The organism is Brevibacillus dissolubilis (genome assembly GCF_006170445.1).
GTDB classification, from domain to species: domain Bacteria; phylum Bacillota; class Bacilli; order Brevibacillales; family Brevibacillaceae; genus Brevibacillus_B; species Brevibacillus_B dissolubilis.
In genome coordinates this window covers 20252-42472 of record NZ_VCNA01000007.1, presented here as the reverse complement: position 1 = coordinate 42472, position 22221 = coordinate 20252, and the positions used below count along the sequence as shown (strand labels likewise).

The following is a 22221-nucleotide window of genomic DNA, read 5'->3' as shown; positions in this document are numbered from 1 at the left end:
TTTGTTCAGTGTGTCGCGTTGTTACGGATACCCTGCCGCTCCCATGCGTTCCCGATGATAAAGAGGGTTACGCGGTATGGGTTGGGGCTTGCTGTTGCAGCTGATTTGACAGGATAGGCTGAGCCTTTTTGTGCGCCAAAGCCAAATTGGACATGGAAATAGACAGAAGCGCTCTTGTTGTGCTGAAGCCCTTTTCGCTTGTCTCCCATGATCGGGGTATCGATGCCCTGCTCCCTCATGCCTAGTCTGTCGACATATTGCTCAGGCCCTGCCCATAGGACAGGGGAAACCGCCCCCAGGGACAAGGTAGAAATAAGCGGTGTAGCTTGTCTTCCGGTCTCCGACATCCAAGCTGTGGCAGCAGTAATCACGGGGTATTTTCCACTGACAGGATGACGGTGAATCGGGTTTAGTTTTACACGGGCTAAAATACGTTCTCCTGCATAAAAATCAAGCGGTTTGCTCTGCTGGTAACGGTCGCGTGCATGGTATTGGGCCCATTCAGCCGTATGTGCAAGCTCTCCGGTAGCGTTCGGCTCGAACACCTGAAAAGTGGCTTCCTCCCCTGTTACTTTGATCGTGAATTCTTCTTCAAGAGTGATCGTTTCACTACCGCTTGTGCAAGTTTTTGCCGCAGATGCAGAATCTTCTTCAGCAGATGGTTCACATTTTTTAAAATTCACGGTCATCTTTACCCGGTAAGGAGCATCAATGAGAAAATCCTCGACCTTAACCTTGTAGGGAGGGCGCCCTTCTATAGATGATCCCCATGTGGTAAGGTTGGGAGCCGTGGTCCTGGTAGAGATTTTTTGCTGGAGAGGCAGCTTGGGATTTAGCGCAAAGGTAGCGGAAATACCTGGTCCTCCCATTGTCATCGGTACGGTTGTCGGCCATTTGGTCAGTGGATTGGTTTTGGTTACCCATTCCGCTGGATCTGCCATTACCTCGACATCGCTGTATTCTGGTTCTTGGTATTTGGCCAAAAACTCCTCTTCCTGCTTCTCAACCGCCTTCATTATCTCATCGTCAACCGCAGAAAAAGCCTGTTCCAGCTTGGTTTGATCAATCTCTACTTCGATTTTTACCGGTTCTCTTTCCCAGACTCCATCGGCTTCCCCCTGCAGCAGACGGTTTTCTGAATCATACAGCCTCAGCTTTAATTTTCCTCCATCAACTTCCCCGCCCGGTTGGCATGTAGGGCAGGCAGAAGGTGGTGGCTGCGGGGTATCTGTTCCGACGACCACCGTAGCGCTGAAGGTACAGCCGCCCGAGTTAGGAAATGCTACAGGATCATCTACTTTGGCCGTGACCGTATACGTACCTGGTGCAACGTTTTGCAGGACGTACGCCTCTTTTTCGTTAGGGCCCAATGAGTTGGGGAGTGTCCCAGACCATAATGCGTCGATCAGCTTGGACTGCCAATCAGCAACGGTCGGCGCGAGGCTAAAGCCCAGTAAATCGACTTTATCGGCTTGGATCGTCACGGTCTTGCCGTTCACATCGTACGTCCAGTCGTCTCTGACCGAATCAAACATATGCAGATAGATACCTGAGCAATCCGCGTGATTATCCACAATCAGCTTGAAGGTAAACGTGCAGCCCTGAAGCGAGGGATACCGTGGGTCTGTTACTTTTGCCGTCACTGTATAGGTTCCTTCTGGTGTATGGCGGCCCACAAACATGGTTGGAGAGGCTGAGTGATTGTAAATGACAGAAGTCCATTCGGCTTGCAAGACATGGGTCTCGTCATTTTCTGTCATGACAGAAAATCGGTTGTCCGTAATAGCCAGACGCCACTCAGCGAGATTGACTGTGCGGATTCGTTTGGTCGTGCCATTGACATTTGGCGTGATCTCACCGCTTACACTGTCATAAAGATGCAGGTACAGATCGGCACAGGTTTTGCTTTTGAGCTTGATCACCAGTGTTTTTGTGCAGGTGACACCGTTTATTTTTACCGCCGCTTCAAGGGTATATTGGTTCTCTGTTGCTTCGTTGAAGGTATGGGTAAAAGGATTGGCTCCGGCAACATACCGGGAGACTTGACCGTTATGTTGCAGTGACCAGTTGACGGTAATATTAGCCGCACTGCCTTTGTAGGTCGCATAAATTGCTGCAGCATGAGCTTCCCCCGTCTCCAGCTGCAGCTCATAGGTGTCACTGCCTGTTGCAGATAAAGCAATCGGCTGACCATTGATACTTGCGACCAGTTGGACTTGCTCACAGGGGTTTCCTTCTATCAAAACCGTATATGCTTTCGTGCATATCACACCATTTAACTGAATGCGTACCGTTAGTGTATACATAGTGTCTACCGTATCTGCAAACGTGTGCGAAAAAAGGTTGCTTCCCGTCCCGGTCTTAATTGGTGTCACCGCGCCTTCTTTGGTTAACGTCCAATCTGTACGGATTCCTACCAGATCTGCATCGTTTTGAACTACCCAGCTGACACTTGTTGGGACATCTTTTGTCAGTCGCAGAGGCTCTTCTGGCAGCAACTGCTTCGTCTGCCCATTTACCGTTGCTTCCACGTGCGTTTGCGAGCACAGGACATTTTCTACCTCCACAGTAATCTTCCAGCTGCAATCAGACGGCCAATCGCTGTTGCCCAGTGCTTGGTAGTCAATCCATACCTCGTATGTACCCGGCATATCAAACTCAACCACATACTCCGCCGGGTATGCTTCTGAGGTTGGCAAATACAGATGGTCGGTTGTTCTCTGTACCCATCTGATTCGGTCCCGTCCTCCACTTTGGTAGTCTTCCGCTTCCATGTTCATCGTGAAAACAGTTCCGTCCGGCTTCTTAATCTTCCAGTAAACAAAAGCATTTTCACGAGGATTCTCTTCTGTTCGATAGGTGGCATACAGGTCTAAGCTTCCGTTGAAGGGTAAAAGAATCTTTTCCCCCGAGGAAATTAGTTTTTCTCCCGGTCCATCCAGCCAGACTTTTGGACATTCGTTTTGCTGTTGTGTCTCCCAGGTAAATGTTTTTTCCCAGCACTGTGCTCCATCGCTGCTTTTGAACTGGATCAGGAAAGGGCCAGAACCGGAGGAAACCGGAAGCTCCAGATAATGTTTCGGCTGACTGTTCTGCGCAACACCGTTAAGATAGAAGGTTCCCGTTACCCCATTGGGAGGTTGAAACGCGATCGTATCGATATCGGTGTCAAGCCCGTAGCTTGGCTGTCCAGTGGAAAGCTGCGTGTTTTGAGAGGTTCTTCCCATGAGGATGATACCCATTTTCCACGCTACAGGTGTACACTCAACCGGAGGCTGGGCTGGATTCAAAACTTTTTCCCAACATTCTGTGCCGTCTGTAGATTGGTAGGACAGCGTGACCGGACTTGTGACAGTGATGTTGGCAAACGACAATCCGTTTCCACGCTCAACTCCATTGACAGTCAGCTTTCCTACTTTGGCAAAAGCAAGCGTCACTTCGCTTTTTCCCACTGGCATGGTGTACGTCCCGACACTTGGCAACACCAGCTCGCTCTCCCCTAATATCCGCAGGGTTGCTGTCGTCGGGATGCACGTTCCCGCTGTGCCCACGGTAAAAACTTTGCGGACAGGATACGTCGCGGATGCCCTTCCCTGGTAATCACTCACAAACAAGGTCACCTCGTACATACCTGGTTCGGGAGGGATAAAGGTATAGGGATCGCTCGTGTTGTCCCAAAGCTCTCCCTTTTGACCTGGGGGCTCTATGATGGTGTAGTGAGATACTTTGTCCGGGTTTGCAGGGTCTGCCGGGTCGATTTTTCGCACTGTAAAGTTGTCAATGACGACGAAACGGGCGTAGGCGGAATACGCCTGGGCTTGCCCTGTGATAGCAACCGATTGATTGAGAGGATAATTCGTGAGCAGAGGGCCGATTGTTGCTGTCGGGACAGGGGTTTGTTCAAAATTGGCGTATGCTCTGTAACGCTCGATGCCTGTGGAACTGACTGGACGCAGCCCGTTGTCAGCCCCCTTGCCGCCGCAGAGATTGATGAGCTGGGCAAGGGAGACGACTTCGAGGGTAGAGCCATCTTTGAGCGTAATGATGTAGGCTGTGATCTGGCTGGTGATAAAGCTGAAATTCCCGCCCAGCTTGTTGATCCAAGCGGGCATAGTGTCGACGCGAATCATTGGGTAGCCGTTATTGGCGCTGCCCTCTTGTTGGAGGGAATAATCGACGAGTGCGATTGCGTCTTCGTTTTGGATGGTGCCGTTGGGAAGCGGGCCGGTGACGGTGATGTCCATGTGGTGCATGACGAATTGGTGGCGGAAGTCTAGATTGATGGGGTTAAGGCCATTCCCTGAGTCAATTGCCTGAATAACCCCTCCATTGCTTCTGTCTGGAAGTGAACCATCTGGCATCAGAGACTCTTTGTCTCGATTTATTACGAGAGCTACACCAGACCCTAGAAACTGATTCGGTATTTCTGAAGACGCTTCTATAAAATTTATGTTGAATAATTCTTCAACTAGAATTAATAACGAACAGATAACAATAATAATTCTCCACTTACTTGTTCTCATTTATTTCTATTGTTCCAGATATTTGAATTACTATATACCCGATTCTGCTCATCAATGGCTTGTAGATTAGGAAGATTCCAAACGAACAATACAGTTGGTCTTCCTAAATGCCCTCCCTGCATGATAATTTTCCCGTTACTAGGAACAGAAAATGCTTGTCCACTATTTAAAACAAGTATGTTCGAGCCGTCTGGTTTTACGTTTACCGGATGAAAACTCACACCCACTCCGTTTTTACTTGCTTCTTTCGGTATATTATTGGGCACTTTGCCATATACTTTCCCTGATTTTACGTATAGGGATTTTTGAAACTCTAAATACCAATTTTGTGCTTCAATTAAGTCTTTACGGATATCATTAATCAAGAATAAAGTATGAACTGCCTCTCCCCTCGTAAATTTATCCCCTGGCAATGCCATTTTAAAATAATAATTATAATCCGAACTAGCCTTTCGATTACCCGAACTATACAATCCCCGCTGAAACTTATAGCTTGCCTCCATCAAATTGCGCTTATAGGTAAATTGCAACGGATCATACGTCTTATGCCCCCACGCATTCGTAATCCACGCCGCAGCCTCATACCTTGTAATCCTCCCATCCGGATTCACCTTGATATCCGGCGTAAACCATCCTGCTTTTGCGACCATCTCATACACATCTTTGGCCCAGTGTTTAGCCGTTGGAGGATGCGGGGACTTCTCTTTCAACCCCTGCACTTTTACCAATGCAGAGAGAAACTGTGCTTGGGTCACGGTCTCATCTGGTCGGAATGTACCATCGGCGTACTTCCACATCAGCTTGTTATTAATCGACCAATCGATCCAATCCTTCGCCCAGTGTTGGCTGTAGTCAGAGGGCTTGGCAACCGGTTTGGTCGCACTCGCGGTAACAGGCTTCCCCGCACTTGTTGCCCCCGTCTTGGATGGAACAGCGGCTTTTGCAACAGGTACTCCCCCTTCTGACGTAGGGTCAATCCCACCTAGCCCGCCAATCCCCAGACTCCCTACCACCAGCGCAGTCACCACCAACATCCTTGCCGTCTTCGTAACCCACTTCATTCGTTTCATCCTACTTCATTCCCTTCGATTCTTTTTCGTTGTCTAGTACCTCTTCTAATCGTTGCATCATATGTATCGCCTCTTCTGTCAGCAGGCTCTTTTGTTTCCCTAAACCAGGTGTCTGTCCTTGCGTTTGGGTTGGGGCTCTCCCCACTTCTTTTCCATCCGAAGCATCCGAAACATCCAAATCATCAGACCACGACACCCATGCGACCGCGTCCCGCAGTCCGAGCACCTGCCGCTTCTCCCGGCCATTCACACCCAGCATGATGAACCTGGCTGCCTCCTCTGCCGTGATGGGCTCATCCGGCTTGATCTGACAGGAGCAGTCGATCAGCTGATGGGCCTTGGCTGTCGCGTAGATGCTGGCGGCTTTGTGGTTTTCCGCACCTTTTGGAGTAGCTCCCGGCGTCTCTGGGATCTTCAGTGTCATCAGCACAATCCGTAAAAATTCAGCCTGCGTAATCGGCTCATGCAGCTGTTCCTCCCCCCATGTCAGCCCGTGTAACCTGACCCACGCCATCTCAGCAGACCCGTTGGCAAAGACCGAATCGATCCCCACACCATAGCCGCTCCCTTCGCTGCCGTACCAGAGACTGGTCACGACACTTCCGCAAGCAAAAGACAGCATCGTCACGGCAACGAGGAGCACCCATTTGCCTACACTGCGTTTCCTATTATCCTCTCTGTTAACAGAATCCCTATCAGAATTCCTATCAGGATGCCTACCAGGAATAACAGGAGCGACTCTCACAATCCGTTCAAAATCAGTATCGGACGGAACGACTGCCTCAGCCTGTCCTGCAGCTGACTTGGAGGCCGCATCTGAATCCACGTCTGAATCCGAATTGAATCTGATACCCGAACCAGCCGCCACCAATACAACACCCCTTTCCATTCCCTCCACCACCGCTCCTGCGGGCTCACAACCACTTCCATACCGTGCTTTTTCCTCCATGCAGAACCTCCCCCTCTGCCAGACCGCTCTTCATCTGCAAAACCTAACCCACCTCACGAACCATCATCATATGGAAAATCATAAACAAATTCCCTGTAAGTGACCACCCCATTCTCCCAAGTTTTTTCTTTCGTCTCTATTATGGCGCATCATGTTGGGACAAAAAAACAGATTGGCCGCGTTTGACCAATCTGTTTTATCCTAAAAATCTATCTTCTATGATGTTATTGGACGATAGCCTGTGACATCTGCTTGAGTTCTTCGATGAACATGAGACCTTTTTGGATCTCTTCTTCTGTATACTTCTGTTTGCTCTTGAGGGTGAACACCTTGTTCTTCATCTCTTCATAAGACAGGTGCTCGAAGTAGAGGATCGTAGAGACCAATTCGAGAAAGCGTGAATTCTCTCCATTCATGCGGGTGATCAGGGCCTCGCCCATACCCAGCTCCACTTCATGAAAGCGTAAAAAATCGTGTCCCACGTCGCTGAGCGTGTAACGATACACCTCGATGGCTCCTTTGGTTTCCCACTGCTCGTCCACCAGCCCGAGGCTGCACAGCTCATCCATCCGAAGCGTCAGCTCCTCAGAATAAGGTCCGAACATATGAAACTCGAAACGCTCCTCAAAATCGACCTGCATCTTCTTGGCGATATACACCATCTTCTGCAGCTTCTTGCGTCCCTTCACCTCGCCGACAATTTCGACAAGACGCATGATTTTGGCGTGTTCTTTAAGCATCCGACATCACAACTCCTAGACGTTCTCTGATCTTCATAGCCACTTCCACCGGCAGTTCATTCAATGTATCTTCAGGGTAATACAGCTTGTAGTCAAACCTGCGCTTACCACAGATCGATTCGACGATCTCTGATTTTCGGGACAACTCTGTCAGCTCACCATTGGGCATGAGCAGCATAATCGGGATGCGCTCCTGATCCTTGCCCGGACGGTAAAAATCATACGGCAGATCAGACGTGGAATCTACCTCCACATAGTAGTCGGTGTCAATGCCCGCTCCACGGAACAGCTGCCTGATCTCTTCTGCTATCTTAAATTGCATCGGATTAAATTCGACGTATTGTAAGAGATTCCTGTCTAAAAATCTTGCACACAGGTCGGCCAAAATCTGGTCGGATTCCATCCGCCATTGATGCATATAAAAGTATACAACCGACTCGTCCAACGCCAAATAGTCCGAAAGTTTTATCTTCCCGTCAAAAAACGGCAAGAAATTCTTAGGCTCAATGGCAAACGGATAGCCCTCTTTATACAGCTCCTGCGCCCGTTTGAAAATCTTGCGCAGCACCACTTCTGCACTGCGGGTAACCGGATGAAAATAGACTTGCCAATACATCTGATAGCGGGACATGATGTAATCTTCCACCGCGTGCATCCCGCTGGCCTTGATCACGACGCCGTCTTCATGCGGCCGCATGACGCGCAGAATCCGCTCGATGTCAAAATTCCCGTAGTTCACCCCGGTGTAGTAGGCATCGCGCAGCAAATAATCCATACGGTCAGCATCGATCTGGCTGGAAATGAGGCTGATGATCAACTTGTTGTCATGGGTTTTCGCGATGACATCGGAGACCTTTTGCGGGAAATCATCCCCCATCTGACGCAGGATCTGGTTGATCTTGGTCTCCCCTGTGATAATCGCGCGCGTCCAGTCCTCATGATGAAAGCGGAACACCTTTTCAAAAGAATGCGAGAATGGACCGTGACCCACATCATGGAGCAGGGCAGCGCACATGCACAATAGCTTCTCTTCGCGGCTGAGCTGAGCCCGTCCCTCAAACGTCTCCAAGATTCGACGCATGATTTCATAGACTCCCAGCGAGTGGTTAAACCGGCTGTGTTCGCCTCCATGAAAGGTCAGATAGCTTGTCCCCAACTGCCGTACCCGGCGCAAGCGCTGAAACTCAGGAGAATCGATCAAGTCCCAGATCAGCTTTTCCCGAACGTGGACATAGCGGTGTACAGGGTCTTTGAATACTTTTTCTTCATGTAAGAGCTGCGGTTCTTGCATAACGATACTCCCTCCTTCGTTTCGCATTGCGTATCATTTTCCAATACCCATCATTATACCAAATCATCGGGCGAAAAAAGTCCCCTACCCTTCGACAAAGAAGGAACGAGGACTTTTTGCACAGATGCAAAATGACTTATGCTTCGAGATTGGACTCAGCGTAACGCTCTGGATATTTCGCCATTTTCTTCTCCAGCTTCTTCTGTTTGCGCTGGGCCATTACCGTATAGAAGGACGGTACGACGATCAGCGTCAACAGTGTAGAGAAGAGCAGGCCCGAGATGATGGTGACCGCCATCGGGGTAAAGAGTGCATCCCCGGAAAAGGCCAGCGGCAACAGCCCGGCAATCGCTGTCATCGAGGTCAGCAGGATCGGACGCAGACGTGCTTCACATGCTTGGATGACCGCTTCCTTGAGCGGTACACCTGCGTGGCGTGCCTCTTCGATGAACTCGATCAAGACGATCCCGTTACGGACGACAATCCCCGCAAGCGAGATAACACCCATCATGGTCATAAAACCAAGCGGAGTGCGGGTGATGAACAGACCGATCATACTTCCCGCTGTAGCAAGGTAGACCGTGCTCATCACCAGAATCGGAATGCTGAGCGAGTAGAACTGCATCGCAATCAGGATGATGATCAGGAAGAATACAATGACAGACAGTTTGCCCATGTCGATAAAAATATCGGTCTGCTCAGAGGTCTCCCCGTCGAATTCATAACGGAAGCCTTCCGGCAACTCCATCTTGTCGAGCATTGGTTTAATCTCATTGATGACTTCTGTAGCAGTGCGGTCTCTGACTTGGCTTGTGATCGCCACAGCGCGAGCCAAGTCACGGTGAGCGATTTCACTGATACTAAAAGAAGGCTTCACATCAGCCACCTGGGAAACAGGGATTTGCTGCCCCATCGCATTAGTGACGGTCAAGCGTTGGATTAGGACGGACGGGTCTTCATCCTGCTTGCTCAGATAAAGATTGATGTCATACAAGTCTTTTCCGCTGTCAAACTCACTTACCTTAATCCCATCTGTCACCAGACGGAGGGTGCGGCTGAGTTCGGTATAGTTGACCAGCTTCTGATCCATCATTTCTTGATTCACTTCAAATTCAAGCGCGTATTGCTCAATCCCGAAGCTGTCTTTGACGTCATACGTACCTGGGATTTTGGCTACTTTATCTTTTACTTCTTGCGCTACGGTGCGAAGCTGTTCAAGCTCTTCTCCATAGATGCGGATGACAATCGGATCACCAACCGGCGGACCGGCTTGGAGTGCTTCTGGATAGACGCTGGCACCAGGGAACATGGTCTTGAATTCTTGGGTCCACGGCTCAATCAGCTCGCTTACCTGGGTACCCTCTTCGGCGATGACAACAAGCTGTCCAGCATTGGCACCTGAACCATTGGCAGTGTCTCCCCCGAACATTTTGGGTGCGTCGCCACCTGCGTAAGAAGCTACTTTTTCAATCCCTTCCTGCTTTTGAATCCAAGCAGACACTTCCTGTACAAGACGGTTGGTCTCCCCGACGCTGGTACCAGATGGTGTCGTTACGTTCACCATGAACTCTGGACGCCCTGCATCCGGGAAAAGCTGAACCGGGGTAAATGGAATCAGCACATACCCGGATGTACCGATAATAACCCCGATCATCCCGACGAAGAGCGGGCGCTTGAGCACCTTCGGCATGACGCCGGTTGCGTACCAGTTGGTCAGGCTGTTCAGCTGCTTACCCAACAGACCTGCTGGCTTGCGGTAATCTGTTTTGCCTTTTTTGCGGCTCTCATGCCATTGGCGGAAGATTGGGATGATAGTCAGTGACATGATCATCGACGCCAGCATGGTCAGCGTGATGAGCATCGGTACCGGACGGATAAACTGTCCGGAGTTGCCACTTAAGAACATCAATGGGCCAAATGAAGCAATCGTCGCAAGAGTTGCGGTGATGATGGAGATGGACACCTCTTTGGAACCGCGCACCGCTGCTTCAAATGGCTTCTCTCCCAAGACAGAGAGTCGGCGCTCGATGTTATCGTTGACCACCACGGCGTCATCGACCAGAATCCCCAGTACGATGATCAACGCGACGATGGAGATCATGTTGAGCGTGATGCCAAGCGACGGAAGGAAAATCATCCCTACCGCAAGCGAGATCGGTATCGCCAATGCCACCACAAAAGAAGTCGTCAGGTTCAGACCCAGTGTACATACAATCAGGACGGCGATGACGGCAATGATCATCTCGCGGGAGAGGTCACTGAACAGCTCGTGTACCCGTTCGTTTTGGGTATAGATCAACTCTTTTTTCGCGTAGGCTGGCAGATTCTTCTCAAGACGGTCTGTCATGTCCATGACGCGCTGGTGGACACTTGGCACGTCACTTCCGGTCTCTGCGTTGATGCTGATCGTCGCAGAAGGCTTGCCGTTGTAGTAGGAGTAGTACTCCATCTTCTCAGGAACGAACTGTACGGTTCCGATGTCCCGCAGATAGATCGGGTAGCCTTGCTGACTGCGGGAAATGATCACGTTGTTAAGCTTCTCGACCTCATTGAGATCTTTGATCTTCAACTGATAGCTGCGGTTTTTGGAGTCAAGATTGCCGAGCGGAATTCGCTCATTCTGTGCCTTGACCGCCTGCATGACTTGACCCCAGGAGAGCCCGTATGACTGAAGCTTCTGGGTGTCGATATCGATGCGGACTTCCATTTCCGGAACCCCTTGCACCGTTACGTCTGCCACCCCTTTGATCGTGCGCAGCTGGTCCTTCCATTCCTTGAACAAATCTCGCATCTCAACGAGCTGCTCAGGCGTGTCGGTGTAAATTGCAAAGCTTTGGATAAAAGAACGGTTCAGGTCATCATTGATGATCGGCTGGTTGGCATCATCCGGCAGGTCAGCCTCGGCATCCTTAACCTTTTTGCGTACTTCATCAAATGTCTGCTTATAATCCACATCGTCCGTAACCGCGATGATGATCGAGGAGATCCCAAGGCTGGAGGTGGAGTTGATGTACTTGATGCCTTGGACTTCTTTGATTTTGGACTCGATTTTTTTGGTGACGGTCTGCTCCACTTTTTCAGGAGATGCGCCCGGATACGGTGTAACGACCGTCGCCATGTTGACGATGATATCCGGGTTCTCCTGCTTCGCCAGCTGGAAGAAGGTGAAAGCGCCCATAATCACGATCATGATAAAAAAGAGAACAGTGATTTTTCGCTTTTTGACGATATATTCGATCACTTGTTGGTACCCCCTGCCACTTGCACGAGGTCTTCGTTAAACAAGCGATCCATGCCTTTTACAATCAGTTGGTCTCCTTCGTTAAGACCAGAGACAATCTCTACTTTGTTATCAAAAAGTTCACCCAGCTTCACTTGCGTCTTGATGGCTTTCCCGTCCCGCATCACGAATACATACGGCTCTGTTCCGGTGCTGATCACAGCTTCGATCGGCACGTAGATCCCAACAGCCCCTTGAATCGCACGGCTGGCTTTGACCACTTGGCCGGTGTACCAATCCTGCTTGGTGTTCGGTACGGTTACTTCCACACCGATTGTACCTGTGCTTTGGTTGGTCGCTGGATGGATCTTGGTTACTTTGCCTTCACGGCTGTCTCCGTAGAGGTTGAGGATGACGGCATTGCCCACTTTCCATTCAGAGATGTCACGGTCTGGCACTGGCAGGATCACCTTGAGCGTATCTACCTTGGCGATCTGATAGACAGGCGTGCCGACATTGATCAGTTGGCCGACAGAGGTCTGCTTGGCGATGATGGTGCCGTTGATCGGTGCTTTAAGCTGGGTTTTTTCTAAGGTGAGTGCGGCTTGGTCTTTGCTGATGACAGCCAGATTGTAGCTGGAGCGGGTCTGGTCTTTGACTTCCTGACGAGCGCCCTGGGTAGTCAGAGAGAGTGCTTCCTTGGCGGTTTGCAGGTCTTTTTCCGCCAGCTTGAGCCGGTTCTCAGCTAGTTCGTAATCGTTTTGTGAGACAGCCTTTTCTTGGAACAGCTTGGCGGTGCGGTTGAATGCGTCGAGTGCCTGCTTGTAGCCGATCTCTGCTTTGGAGACGGTGGCTTGGGCGGTGGCGATCTCTTGCTCACGCGCACCGTTCATCACCTGCTCCAGACTTGCTCCGGCTTGGTTGACACCTGCATTGGCTTTCGCCAGCTGGAGGTTATAATCAGCAGAGTCGATGCGGGCCAGAACCTGCCCTGCCTTGACATTGTCCCCTTCGTTGAACTTGAGTTCGGTCAAGCGTCCCCCCACTTCAAACGAAACCGTCGCCTCCTCGAACGGCTGCAAGGTTCCAGACAGCTCCGAAATTCGTGACTGCTGTTCCTTTTTTACGGCAAGGACTGCGACGTTCTTCACCTCTGCTGCCACTTGTTGCCCGGCCGCCGGCTCGCTTGCATTGCTACAGGCTGATGTAGTCCCCAGTACGCTGGTCAATAAGACAACGGTAAGCCATTTCTTATTCATCTCGTATTTCTCTCCCCAATTACTATTTCGTTTACTTAGGTAAATACGTTGTAACCATTACATTATTTCACTGATTTTCCAAACTCATCACCAAAATATCTGCCACTTGCTCATGCATCTGTTCCTCGGTGATCGGAAAACACTGATCCTTCATGCGGTATAACACGATGAACGCAGTAATGTAAGAGGCTACAAACATGTGGGCCAGCACGACATAATCGGCTTGGCGAATCAGTCCGCGCTCCTGATACTCTGTCAGCTTCTTGACCAGCTCTTCCTCGACCATCATCGGCAACCCGGTAAACGCACATCCCAGTTCAGGACGATTCAGCGCTTCGAGCATGCTGATCATCATCAGTTCTTTTTCATCGTTAAGCTTTTGCACAAAGGTCTTGCCGTACTGGATCAGCATCTCTCGGAGGGTCGGGTATTCGGCCTCAAGGGTCTCTTGCAGCAATGGACGAATTGCCGTCATCTCCTGCACAATCGCAGACAGAATCCCTTCTTTATTGCCAAAATGGCGGAAGACCGTCACTTCATTGACCCCGGCCATCTCAGCAATCGCACGCGTCGTTGCTCCCTTGTAGCCACGCATGGCCATCAGTTCGCGGGCTGCTGTCAGAATGCGGTGTCGGGTCTCCTGCTCTTCCCCTCTCCCCTCTGGAGACGAAATTGGTCCTTCGTGTGACATGTTTAGCTCCTCCAAACATGCAAGCACTTACTTGCTATTGATTTTCACAGGAGAATTATATCTCTGTACGTGGATGCATGTAAATACTTGCACTCACAAAATATTTCGACACGCGAAGAAAAATCTGCTGATGAAGGTATGAGGATCAAATGAACCACAGCCATTATTTTTATCCAACGATTGACAATGCATATTATAAACTAATACAATTACGATATAAGTTGTCGTAATTTAAAAAGGGGGCGTTGGTGATGGCCAACACACGTGGATTTTGGATGCAGAGATGGCACTCTTTACTGGGCTTGGTTCCTGTTGGGGCTTATCTCTTGGTGCATTTGATGATTAACTACCAGGCGACTCGGGGGGAAGAAGCCTTTAACAAAGCGGTCGAGATGGCCGAGAGCCTGCCGTTTTTGATCGTGCTAGAAACCGTACTGATCTATCTGCCGCTCCTGTATCATGCGGGATATGGACTGTATATCGCGTTTATCGCCAAGCATAATACCAGGGCCTATGGGCATTTCCGCAACCGGATGTTTTTCTGGCAACGGATCACCGGGATGTTCACGCTGGCTTTCATCGTCTGGCATGTGTGGGAGACGCGGATTCAATACGCACTTGGCAACAAGTCACTGGACTATCAAATGATGGCGGATATTCTGCAGAATCCGTGGATGGTGGCGTTCTATCTCGTCGGGCTACTCAGTGCGGTGTTTCATCTCTCCAATGGTCTGTGGTCGTTTCTCGTACACTGGGGGATTACGGTGGGGCCGCGTTCCCAGCGGATGGCGACTTATGTGACGATGGGGCTGTTTGTCGTCGTATCGGTGATCGGGGTACGTGCTCTCTTCGCATTCATTCCTTAACGACAATACACGTCGTAATTGTCGGATTCTCTTCGCTTTGTTACAATGACGGTAATTGGATGAGGAGGGAGACAAGCACCCGACGATGAAGAATTCCTTGAGTCTTGAGTATGCGCTGCACAGTCTCGTCTTTTTGTCCCTGGTCCCGCGGGGAAAGACGCTGACGATCAAACAATTAGCCCACCTCCTAGGAGTCACCCCTACCTATCTGGCCAAAGTCTTCACCCAGCTCACCAAAGCTAGTCTGGTCAACAGCACCGTCGGCAGCAAAGGCGGCGTCCATCTGGCCCGGCCTGCGGAGGAGATCAGCTTCTATGATGTGTTTCTCGCGATCAATGGACGCTCTCATATGTTTCAATGCGCCGGAATCCGCACCAAGGGAAAAGGCTATGTTCCCGTTCCCGGCATGTGCGAAGTCCACATGACCATGTGGGAAGCCGAGGAGAAGATGTATGAGCACCTGCGCGGCAAAACCGTGGCAGAGATGGCCGATGTGGCGATCAAACGGTTTCAGATCGAGGATGAGGAAGTCCGGCTGAAGGCAATCGAGCAATTGCTGGGCAGCCCGCTGTGATGCCGAGCAAGATTCCGGGAGCATCTGATCTGATCCGCAAAGGCACGGCACCAGAGAGCCGATCCCGCACAGCAAAAAACCCGTTCCCTCTATCCCCTGCACCATAGCACGGGAGGCGTGAACGGGTTTTTACTTGTACGAAAACGGTAATCCGATTACACAGACACCTGAAACACATCCGTGATAAAGCTCTTCATATCCTCAGGCAATCCAGCGGTAAAGGACAGCTCCACGCTGGTGACCGGATGGACAAAGGAAAGCCGCTGCGCATGCAACGCCTGACGCTTGAAGCCAAGCTTCTTGCCGCCATATAGCGTATCCCCCGCGACCGGATGTCCGAGCGACTCCATATGTACGCGGATCTGATGCGTCCGGCCCGTTTCTAAGCGAAGCTCCACCAGAGAGCAGGCTTGGGATCTGGCAAGCACACGGTAGTGGGTCACGGACGGCTCACCTGCGGGGTGTACCTGACGCTTGGTCGGATGCACGGCATCTCTTGCAATCGGCTCATCGATTGTACCTGCATCCTGTTCAAGCGAGCCTGTCACCACAGCCAGATAGCTACGCTCCAGACCGCCTTCCCGCAGCACCTTGTCAGCCAGCTGATGGGCATAGCTGCTTTTGGCGATCAGGACAGCACCGGTCGTCTCTTTGTCGAGGCGGTGCACCGCATGCGGCTTGATGATCTGTCCATGCAACAGCCAGTGATGCTGCAGGACGTGTACCAGCGTCTCCGTCTGCCGTTCATTCACCGGATGTACCATCATCCCAGACGGCTTGTTGACCACGATGAAAAAATCATCCTCATACAGCACATCCAAGGCCACATCCAGCTTTTGACCCGGCAACGGTGGTGGTGTCTCTTCCGGGAACCGCTCACGCTGATCGGCAATGCGTACAGAGACCGTATCTCCCGCTTTGACCTGACGCTTGAGGAAAGGCGCTTTGCGGTTGAGTTGGATCCCCTTGCTGCGTGTCAGCCGTTGCAGCATCCGTCCAGAGACAGCAAGCTTATCACGGGCAATCTGTTCGACAGTCATACCTGCTTCTGCATCGGTGACAACGAATTCCAGCCATTTTTTCTCTGCCATGTTTGAATCGTTCCTTTTATCCTTTGAGGTTTTCTGGATTGAGTGGTTGCAGGGATTCTGGGACGAACAGGCCGTCTTTACGGATTAGGACGCCGTCAAAATAGATTTCGCCCCCACCGTAGTCTGGACGCTGAATGCTTACCATATCCCAGTGAATTGCACTTCGGTTGCCATTGTCGGCGACCGTATAAGCCTGACCCGGTGTGAAGTGGAAGCTGCCCGCGATTTTTTCATCGAACAGGATATCGCTCATCGGGTGCAAGATGTATGGGTTGACTGCAATCGCGAATTCGCCTATGTAACGTCCACCCTCGTCGGTGTCGAGGATTTCATTGAGACGCTTGGTATTGTTGCTGGTTGCGTCGATAATTTTACCGTTTTCAAACGTCAGACGGACATTTTCAAAACGGGTTCCCTGATATTGGCTTGGTGCGTTGAATGTGATCGTACCGTTGACGGAATCACGCACCGGCGCGGTAAAAATCTCACCATCCGGAATATTCAACTCACCCGCACAGATGATGCTTGGAATGCCCTTGATCGAGAAGGTCAGGTCGGTGCCTGGGCCCACGAGACGGACTTGGTCGGTTTTCTCCATCCATTCTTTAAGTGGCTGGAAGGCCTTTTCCATTTTTCCATAATCAACGGAGCAGACATCGAAGTAAAAGTTCTCGAATGCCTCGGTGGACATGTTGGCATTCTGCGCCATCGCGGACGTCGGATAGTTGAGCAACAGCCACTTGGTATTGTCGACGATATAGTCGTTGTTCGGTCTCAACACGGTGCGGATGATACCGGACTTCTCCGGTGGTACGTCGGACAGCTCGGCATCGTTGGTCGGGCCGTTGATGACGATATAAGCCTGGATGTCCTTCCACATCTGCTCTTCCCATTTGCGCTGGAACTCGACGCGCGCTTCGTCGGTGCCAAGCGCCAATTGGCGTTGCAATCCTTGGTGGAGGTAACGGACGAACGGGTACGCCCCGATCTCATAGGCTTGCTTGATCAATTCCTTGGCAAGAGCCTCACCTGTCCCACGGATATCTATCATCAAATTTTCTTTTGGTTGGAGCTTTACTGAATGTGCAAGAATATTCTTCGCTAACGTTTGCAGACGGGGGTCGATCATTGGTGTACACCCTTCCTTTCCAGTCTTTCCTTGTCACCCTATTGTAACATATTACCGCTGTCTGCGTAGAAATCCGCGGAACCAGTCTCCTTGGTAGCTGAGAGTGCCCACATCCCCCTCGACGATCAGTCCGAACTCCCGGTCCTTGACCTGCAGCTCGATGCGCTCCCCGTTCTCTTTTTCGAAGGTGACAAAGTAATAGGTCGTGGAGCTGTGCATCGGCACATTATCTTGGGTGTGCATATGTCCCTTCACCTTATATCGCTTGGCGACGACCTTGACCTCTACCGTGAGCAGTGGGGCAGCCGCATTGCTTATGCCCTTCACCACAGCCATCACCACAGTGAAGAGGATGCCCGCCGTCACCAGGATGAACACGACCTGAAAACCCACTGGTGCCCCGCCGAAAAAACCGGGCTGCGTCCCTAATTCCACCATCACGATCCCCCTCCTGTAAACCTTTTCATCATCATAACAAAAAATGTCTTGCTACGCTTACAGGATTTGGGTAGTATAGGGATAACCCAAAACTACATGAACAAGAACGGAGTGTTGATCCATGACTAATCCTGTTGTTTCAATGATTTAGGTGGCCCCTGCTCGGGGGTCATCCCCGACAACCATCTATATCTCTTGAAATGACAGGATGTCAGATCGGCTCCGTTTCCATAGATTCGTCGATGGAAGCGACAGGGCAGTTCTTTGCAGCTTTTTTGTACCTTTTAGCAGGGTAAGCAAAGACTTGTACCGTCGCTTTCTCTCGTCATACCCGCCATAGGCGCGTAGGGCGAACGGATGGGAGCAGACTGTACCGCTTCTGATCCGTTCGCCCTTCTTTATTTGGTATCGAAACGTCGCCAAACCAGAGGGCAGACTGACATCCTGTCGAGCAAGAGGTAATCACTCATCATGATAAAAGGATTGGAGGCTTCCCGCATGCAGTGGCTTTCTTGGAATATGAATTTAAAAGTACGTCTGATTGGTGAAACGATTTTTCACCTGTTTTTCTGGATGTTCTTCCCGTTTATGAGTCTTCATTTTGCTGCGTCATTTGGAAAGGATATGGCAAGCCTGCTGCTTGTAGTGCCACCGCTGCTCGGGATGATTGCCAGTCTGATCGGCGGTCAAATGGCCGACCGGATCGGCAGGCGTCCGACCATGCTGTTTGCGAACGTACTGGAGGCTGTGGCCTTAGCACTGTTTGCCTTCTCCCACACGCCGTGGCTGGATTATATCGCGTTTATCCTGCTTGGGATCGGCGGCTCGATCTATTGGCCGGCCAGTGAGGCGATGGTGGCGGATTTGACCAGTGAAGAGGAGCGGCGTGATGTGTTTGCCGTCTTCTACATGGCGATGAACATCGGGGTCGTCGGCGGGCCGTTGATCGGTGCTTTTTTCTTCGAGCATCATCGGTTTGGACTGATGCTGACCAGCTTTATCGTGGTCGTGGTCTTCCTTGTCGTATTGTTCGTCATGATCAAGGAAACTTTGCCGGAATCAGCCAAAAAAGCGTCACAGTTGAAACCTAAACAGGGTATCCTGCGTCAACAGGCAGAGAATTACCGCGTGATCTTCAGTGACAAATTGTTTGCCATGTATATCTCAGCGGGGATTCTGCTGTCGATCGTCTTCATGCAGATGGATATGTATATGCCGGTGTATATCAAGGAATCCGTGCCTGAGCAGACCTTGCTCGTCTGGGGGGACTGGTCGTTTTCCCTGAGCAGCATGGAGATCTTCGGCTGGATGGTCGGGATCAACGGGCTGATGGTCGTTCTGCTGACCACACCGGTGACACGTCTGTTCTCCGGTTGGAGTGACCGGGATGGCTTTATCCTCTCATCCCTGTTGACTGGTGCCGGGCTGTTGATGATGGTCTTCTCGACGAACGTCTGGTATCTGTTCTTCTGCATGGCAGTGTTTACGTTTGGTGAATTGGTGCGGACCCCGATTGCACTCGGATTCGTCAGCAAATACGCACCGGAGGATAAGCGCGGGCAGTATATGGGGGCTTCCACCCTGCAGTTCTCGGTAGGACGCTTCCTCGCTCCACTGGTGATCGGGATGTCGAATTGGATGACACCGCTCAGCGTGTTTGCGATCATCGCGATGTTTGGCGTGTTCAGTGCGGTGCTGTATTATCGTCTGTTCCGCCATGTAGATATGAAGCGGTCATCTCAATCAGCCACAGGGGCAGTCAACCAGCCCGAAAAAGAACCGAATCCTGCATAAGAAACAGAAGGCTGAGGAGAATTCCTCGGCCTTTCTATCGTCAGAAGCGCGTCAGGTACTGATGACTACCACCGACCGCCATGTGTACAAGCTCCATCTGATCCTTATAACTCCATGGGTTAAATCCTCCCCACCGCGAATAAGATATACTGTCCGTGATCACGCGAGCGGTGAGGGGGGAATGTCATGACGACCAAAGTATTTGTCAGCTCTGTCTCACGGGGGCTTGAAGAGATCCGCCATCAGATCGGCACGTACCTTACCACCATGGGGCATGAGCCGATCTTGTTTGAGTCTGACTTTTTTTCCAAGACACGCCCCTATTCGATGGTGGACATCTGTCTCAAAGAGGTGGAGCGCTGTCACATCTATATCCTGATCGTCGGCAAGGAAGTGGGCTTCAAGGTCGAAGAGGTGCAGAAAAGCATCACCCATCTGGAGCTCCGCAAAGCACTGGCGACCAACAAGACCATCCTTGTCTTCGTGAAGAACTACATAAAAGATGTCTACTTTCACGAATTTCAGCGCGTTTTCCGCGAGTTGAAAAGCAGTGACTATTACATAAAAGAAGGACGCATTCCCTACTTTCATGAGGTGTACAAGAAAATGGGCAATCACTCGCTGCCCAAAGAGGTGCTTGAGATTGTCCATGATGCGTATCAGGAGGTTCCCTGGCTGTTTTCCTTCGAGACGGCAGATGATATCAAGACGACACTGCGGATGGAATTTAGCTCCCTGTTAGAATCCTACATTGAGTTGCGCAACAAAAAACAGATCCGCTCCATCGACGATATCCTGCTCGCCTCGGAGCGGTTTCGTCAGATTGATCTGTTTCTTAATGACATCCGGCCTTTTATCAAGGAGGTCCGCACTTATACGGAGCTGTCGCAGATTCTCAAAAAGGTGCAGGCCAACCTCAAAGGCGGCATCGTCTACTATGATGAGGGCGCACATATTCTGACTGAGATGGTGGCGGTCGGCAACTGCGACGGTACATCCGTATACCGCTTCGACGGCAAAAACACCCTTCACCTGATCGCCCAGACCGGACTTGCGGGCGGACAGGAGCAAAGCCCGTTGGACGATCATGATTCGTTCGTCTCGACCGCGTATCGGGAGGCCCTGAGTGGACAACTCTCGCCACTGGATCACGAAGATCAGCCGTATCTCACGTCCTCCATGCTCTTTTCCACCAACAAAGTCATCTATATGTGCCATGTCTTCGCCCCTTATGTCTTCACGACCCACTTCCCGATCGAGAGCCTTTTTGTCAGTTGGGAGGTTATTCGTCTCAGAACCAATGAACTCTATACGGGTATAATGAACATAAGAGCAAACAATGACGTGATTTCTTATTTGAGTTTGTTCTTACGGGGAAGGGAGGATGGCAATGAGTAAATTCAAAAGCCTGGGCAAAGTCTCCGTCACACACCAAGACATAACCAAAAAACAGAGCGAGCAGCTGCAAAAGGCATCCCAAGGGCTTTCCTCCATAGAGAAGAAAGCCGGTTTCTTCGGAGCAATCGGAGGTTTTCGCCGATCGATCGGCTAGGCAAGCCCCCCGTCATGAAAAAAGCTACACTCTCCCTTCCCCAGGGAATGTGTAGCTTTTTTGGTCTGCTCATCACGTTACATCAGTCTGTGTCGTCTAGCTGCACGGTACATTCTGTGGTGTAGACGGCCCGTCCGGAGATCGCTACATCATAGGTATCGTTGTGGTCAATTACTTTGACCAACAGACTTCCTTCGCGTCCGATCTCATTGCCTTGTTCGATGTGGAGCAGGTGGATTCGGGCTTGTTCCTCTTGCCCGCACAGGTATTTGGCATAATACGCCCCCATCACACCAGATGCCGTACCTGTGACAGGGTCCTCGGCAATCCCCGAATAAGGAGAGGAAAAATGCCTCCCATGCATATCCGCTTTGGGATCATAGGTCTCCATACAGATCGGGTGAAGCGAAGCACGAGGCTGTTGGGTGAGAATTTGCGGGAACCGCCCGTTATTCGGTTGCATGCGGGTGAACGGCTCCAGACCGCGAATCGGTACGATCAATGTCCAGACGCCCGTGCTACCATAGACGATCGGCATCGAGTCGTCGATGTCCTCCACAGACAGCCCCATGGCATCCGCCACGTCTGCAACCGATCCTTCAAACGGGATAAACTCCGCTGGCTTCTGCTTCATCGTCACCAGGATATCGCCATCAGGAAAACGGTCTACCCGCAGGCCAAGCACTCCTGCTCTCGTCTCCTGCGTCAGCTCCAGCACGTTACCGCCGTTGACCTTGCCTTCGTTCTTGTCCTTGTCCGGCAGCAATCCCCGGCTAACCAGTGCAGAGACCGTAGCCATCGTCGCATGTCCGCACAAGTCCATCTCATACCCCGGTGTAAAAAAACGCAACCGGACATCTGCCACATCAGAAGGCAAAACAAAGGTGGTCTCATTAAACCCCGCTTTATGGGCAATCGCCTGCATCTCCTGATCGGTCAAACCCTCTGCATCAAACACAATCCCCGCTGGATTTCCCTTATGCGGAACGGTGGTGAATGCGTCGTATTGAATGATTGTGATCTCTCTCATCGGT

The 22221-nt window shown here is 51.0% G+C and carries 17 protein-coding genes; 5 read left to right on the top strand and 12 right to left on the bottom strand.

The annotated features are described in order from the left end of the window. Positions 1-5: 5 nt before the first annotated feature. From FGI41_RS14265 to FGI41_RS14230, 8 genes are all read right to left on the bottom strand, one after another. A complete protein-coding gene (locus FGI41_RS14265) occupies positions 6-4361 on the bottom strand; it encodes a hypothetical protein (protein WP_139491027.1) in 4356 nt (1451 codons plus the stop codon). A gap of 158 nt (positions 4362-4519) precedes the next feature. Beyond that, on the bottom strand, positions 4520-5584 hold the full coding sequence (locus tag FGI41_RS14260) for an S-layer homology domain-containing protein (RefSeq protein WP_176560279.1): 1065 nt from the start codon (positions 5582-5584) through the stop codon (positions 4520-4522). Positions 5585-5594: 10 nt separating this feature from the next. Next, complete coding sequence (locus FGI41_RS14255; RefSeq protein ID WP_139491025.1) at positions 5595-6542, bottom strand: hypothetical protein; 948 nt, start codon at positions 6540-6542, stop codon at positions 5595-5597. 224 nt (positions 6543-6766) lie between these two features. After that, positions 6767-7282, bottom strand: coding sequence for a YwgA family protein (locus FGI41_RS14250; protein ID WP_139491024.1), 516 nt, complete (start codon positions 7280-7282; stop codon positions 6767-6769). After that, on the bottom strand, positions 7275-8573 hold the full coding sequence (locus FGI41_RS14245; protein WP_139491023.1) for an HD domain-containing protein: 1299 nt from the start codon (positions 8571-8573) through the stop codon (positions 7275-7277). The genes FGI41_RS14250 and FGI41_RS14245 overlap by 8 nt, the downstream gene beginning before the upstream one ends. Before the next feature lie 136 nt (positions 8574-8709). After that, positions 8710-11814 (bottom strand): efflux RND transporter permease subunit, encoded by a 3105-nt coding sequence (locus FGI41_RS14240; RefSeq protein ID WP_139491022.1) that lies wholly within the window; start codon positions 11812-11814, stop codon positions 8710-8712. Beyond that, a complete protein-coding gene (locus FGI41_RS14235; RefSeq protein ID WP_139491021.1) occupies positions 11811-13052 on the bottom strand; it encodes an efflux RND transporter periplasmic adaptor subunit in 1242 nt (413 codons plus the stop codon). Before FGI41_RS14235 ends, FGI41_RS14240 begins: the two co-directional genes overlap by 4 nt. 67 nt (positions 13053-13119) lie before the next feature. Next, positions 13120-13743: a TetR/AcrR family transcriptional regulator gene (locus tag FGI41_RS14230; RefSeq protein ID WP_139491020.1), complete on the bottom strand. Its 624-nt coding sequence runs from the start codon at positions 13741-13743 to the stop codon at positions 13120-13122. 251 nt (positions 13744-13994) lie between these two features. Between FGI41_RS14230 and FGI41_RS14225 the strand changes: the two genes are divergently transcribed. Continuing rightward, positions 13995-14609 carry a succinate dehydrogenase cytochrome b558 subunit gene (locus FGI41_RS14225; RefSeq protein WP_139491019.1) on the top strand — a complete coding sequence of 205 codons (615 nt, stop codon included), beginning with the start codon at positions 13995-13997 and terminating at the stop codon, positions 14607-14609. Between the two features lie 85 nt (positions 14610-14694). Beyond that, entirely contained in the window at positions 14695-15183 is a 489-nt protein-coding gene (locus tag FGI41_RS14220; RefSeq protein ID WP_139491018.1) for an RrF2 family transcriptional regulator, read from the top strand. A gap of 155 nt (positions 15184-15338) precedes the next feature. Here the strand turns inward: FGI41_RS14220 and FGI41_RS14215 are convergent, their stop codons facing one another. The 3 genes from FGI41_RS14215 to FGI41_RS14205 are packed head-to-tail and all read right to left on the bottom strand — an operon-like array spanning position 15339 to position 17841. Further along, positions 15339-16274: an RluA family pseudouridine synthase gene (locus FGI41_RS14215; RefSeq protein WP_139491017.1), complete on the bottom strand. Its 936-nt coding sequence runs from the start codon at positions 16272-16274 to the stop codon at positions 15339-15341. Between the two features lie 16 nt (positions 16275-16290). Then, positions 16291-17403, bottom strand: a complete 1113-nt coding sequence (locus FGI41_RS14210; RefSeq protein ID WP_139491016.1) for an aminopeptidase — start codon at positions 17401-17403, stop codon at positions 16291-16293. Between the two features lie 51 nt (positions 17404-17454). Next, positions 17455-17841 carry a DUF2500 domain-containing protein gene (locus FGI41_RS14205; RefSeq protein WP_139491242.1) on the bottom strand — a complete coding sequence of 129 codons (387 nt, stop codon included), beginning with the start codon at positions 17839-17841 and terminating at the stop codon, positions 17455-17457. Positions 17842-18339: 498 nt separating this feature from the next. Here FGI41_RS14205 and FGI41_RS14200 point away from each other — a divergent pair, with 498 nt between their 5' ends. The 3 genes from FGI41_RS14200 (at position 18340) to FGI41_RS25000 (ending at position 21187) form a co-directional block, all read left to right on the top strand. Continuing rightward, a complete protein-coding gene (locus tag FGI41_RS14200; protein WP_139491015.1) occupies positions 18340-19635 on the top strand; it encodes an MDR family MFS transporter in 1296 nt (431 codons plus the stop codon). A gap of 186 nt (positions 19636-19821) precedes the next feature. Continuing rightward, complete coding sequence (locus FGI41_RS14195; protein ID WP_139491014.1) at positions 19822-21033, top strand: DUF4062 domain-containing protein; 1212 nt, start codon at positions 19822-19824, stop codon at positions 21031-21033. After that, a complete protein-coding gene (locus tag FGI41_RS25000) occupies positions 21026-21187 on the top strand; it encodes a hypothetical protein (protein WP_176560278.1) in 162 nt (53 codons plus the stop codon). The genes FGI41_RS14195 and FGI41_RS25000 overlap by 8 nt, the downstream gene beginning before the upstream one ends. 82 nt (positions 21188-21269) lie before the next feature. Here the strand turns inward: FGI41_RS25000 and FGI41_RS14190 are convergent, their stop codons facing one another. Next, positions 21270-22217 (bottom strand): PhzF family phenazine biosynthesis protein, encoded by a 948-nt coding sequence (locus tag FGI41_RS14190; protein WP_139491013.1) that lies wholly within the window; start codon positions 22215-22217, stop codon positions 21270-21272. Positions 22218-22221 lie beyond the last annotated feature (4 nt).

Coding starts and splice junctions, on each gene's coding strand:
- FGI41_RS14265 (WP_139491027.1), bottom strand. CDS start 4,361: ATGCCAGATGGTTCACTTCCAGACAGAAGCAATGGAGGGGTTATTCAG.
- FGI41_RS14260 (WP_176560279.1), bottom strand. CDS start 5,584: ATGAAGTGGGTTACGAAGACGGCAAGGATGTTGGTGGTGACTGCGCTG.
- FGI41_RS14255 (WP_139491025.1), bottom strand. CDS start 6,542: ATGGAGGAAAAAGCACGGTATGGAAGTGGTTGTGAGCCCGCAGGAGCG.
- FGI41_RS14250 (WP_139491024.1), bottom strand. CDS start 7,282: ATGCTTAAAGAACACGCCAAAATCATGCGTCTTGTCGAAATTGTCGGC.
- FGI41_RS14245 (WP_139491023.1), bottom strand. CDS start 8,573: ATGCAAGAACCGCAGCTCTTACATGAAGAAAAAGTATTCAAAGACCCT.
- FGI41_RS14235 (WP_139491021.1), bottom strand. CDS start 13,052: ATGAATAAGAAATGGCTTACCGTTGTCTTATTGACCAGCGTACTGGGG.
- FGI41_RS14230 (WP_139491020.1), bottom strand. CDS start 13,743: ATGTCACACGAAGGACCAATTTCGTCTCCAGAGGGGAGAGGGGAAGAG.
- FGI41_RS14225 (WP_139491019.1), top strand. CDS start 13,995: ATGGCCAACACACGTGGATTTTGGATGCAGAGATGGCACTCTTTACTG.
- FGI41_RS14220 (WP_139491018.1), top strand. CDS start 14,695: ATGAAGAATTCCTTGAGTCTTGAGTATGCGCTGCACAGTCTCGTCTTT.
- FGI41_RS14215 (WP_139491017.1), bottom strand. CDS start 16,274: ATGGCAGAGAAAAAATGGCTGGAATTCGTTGTCACCGATGCAGAAGCA.
- FGI41_RS14210 (WP_139491016.1), bottom strand. CDS start 17,403: ATGATCGACCCCCGTCTGCAAACGTTAGCGAAGAATATTCTTGCACAT.
- FGI41_RS14205 (WP_139491242.1), bottom strand. CDS start 17,841: ATGGTGGAATTAGGGACGCAGCCCGGTTTTTTCGGCGGGGCACCAGTG.
- FGI41_RS14200 (WP_139491015.1), top strand. CDS start 18,340: ATGCAGTGGCTTTCTTGGAATATGAATTTAAAAGTACGTCTGATTGGT.
- FGI41_RS14195 (WP_139491014.1), top strand. CDS start 19,822: ATGACGACCAAAGTATTTGTCAGCTCTGTCTCACGGGGGCTTGAAGAG.
- FGI41_RS25000 (WP_176560278.1), top strand. CDS start 21,026: ATGAGTAAATTCAAAAGCCTGGGCAAAGTCTCCGTCACACACCAAGAC.
- FGI41_RS14190 (WP_139491013.1), bottom strand. CDS start 22,217: ATGAGAGAGATCACAATCATTCAATACGACGCATTCACCACCGTTCCG.